The sequence below is a fragment of the Nonomuraea sp. NPDC050227 genome (assembly GCF_044459705.1).
Lineage (GTDB): Bacteria > Actinomycetota > Actinomycetes > Streptosporangiales > Streptosporangiaceae > Nonomuraea.
Window position 1 is genome coordinate 1 of record NZ_JBITJF010000036.1, and the last position, 1008, is coordinate 1008.

At 68.7% G+C, this 1008-nt stretch carries 1 pseudogene; it reads right to left on the reverse strand.

The features are described from left to right. Positions 1-957, reverse strand: a pseudogene (locus ACIBK9_RS51825) (IS3 family transposase); the annotation flags it as partial. Positions 958-1008 lie beyond the last annotated feature (51 nt).

The following is a 1008-nucleotide window of genomic DNA, read 5'->3' on the forward strand; positions in this document are numbered from 1 at the left end:
TGAACCGGAAAGACGTGTATTGACTACCGGCATCGCTGTGGTGAATCAGCCCCGCTTCAACGGGCCGCCCGGTGCGCTCGCGTCGCCACAGGGCCATGTCCAGGGCGTCCAGAACCAGGCTGGTCTGTTTGGACAGCGAGGCGGCCCAGCCGACGATCGCCCGCGAGTAGACATCGACCACGAACGCCACGTAGACCACCCCGCACCAGGCGGCCACGTGAGTGAAGTCGGCCACCCAGGCGGCGTTCGGCCGGGAGGCGGTGAAGTCGCGCTGCAGCCGGTCGGCCGCTCGCTCGTATCCTGGACTGGGCGTTGTGGTGCGGATCTTCTTGCCTCGGCGCGCGCCTTGCAGGCCGAGCGCGCGCATGCGTCGTTCGACGGTGCAGCGGGCCACTCGATGCCCTTCGCGCAGCAGCTGCTGCCAGACCTTGCGGGCGCCGTAGACGCCGTAGTTGTCGGCGTGGATGCGAGTGATGTGCTCGTCCAGGTCGGCGTCGCGCAGGGCGCGGGCCGAGGGCGGTCGGTTCTTGGCGGCGTAGTAGGTGCTGGTGGAGATGGGGCAGCCGTGCTGGGTCAGGACACGGCAGATCGGCTCGACACCGAACACGCCGGCGTGCTGGTCGATGAAGGTCACGAGTGCGTGTGAGGCCGGTCGAGCTCGGCCGCGAAGAAAGCCGACGCGGCCTTCAGGATCTCGTTGGCGCGGCGGAGTTCGGCGTTCTCTCGGCGCAGCCGCTTCAGCTCCGCCGACTCATCCGTGCTGCGGCCGGGCCGCCTGCCCTCGTCGATCTGGGCCTGGCGGACCCAAGTACGCAGTGTCTCCGCGGTGCCGATGCCGAGCTTGGTCGCCACCGCGTTGATCGTGGCCCACTCGGTCGGGTAATCCGGCCGCACCTCGGCGACCATCCGCACCGCACGGCGGCGCAGCTCGGCGGGGTAGGGAGACTTACCTGGCATGGACTCGATCCTCTCAAGAGATCAAGTCTCCACCGAACCCGGGGCGATTCA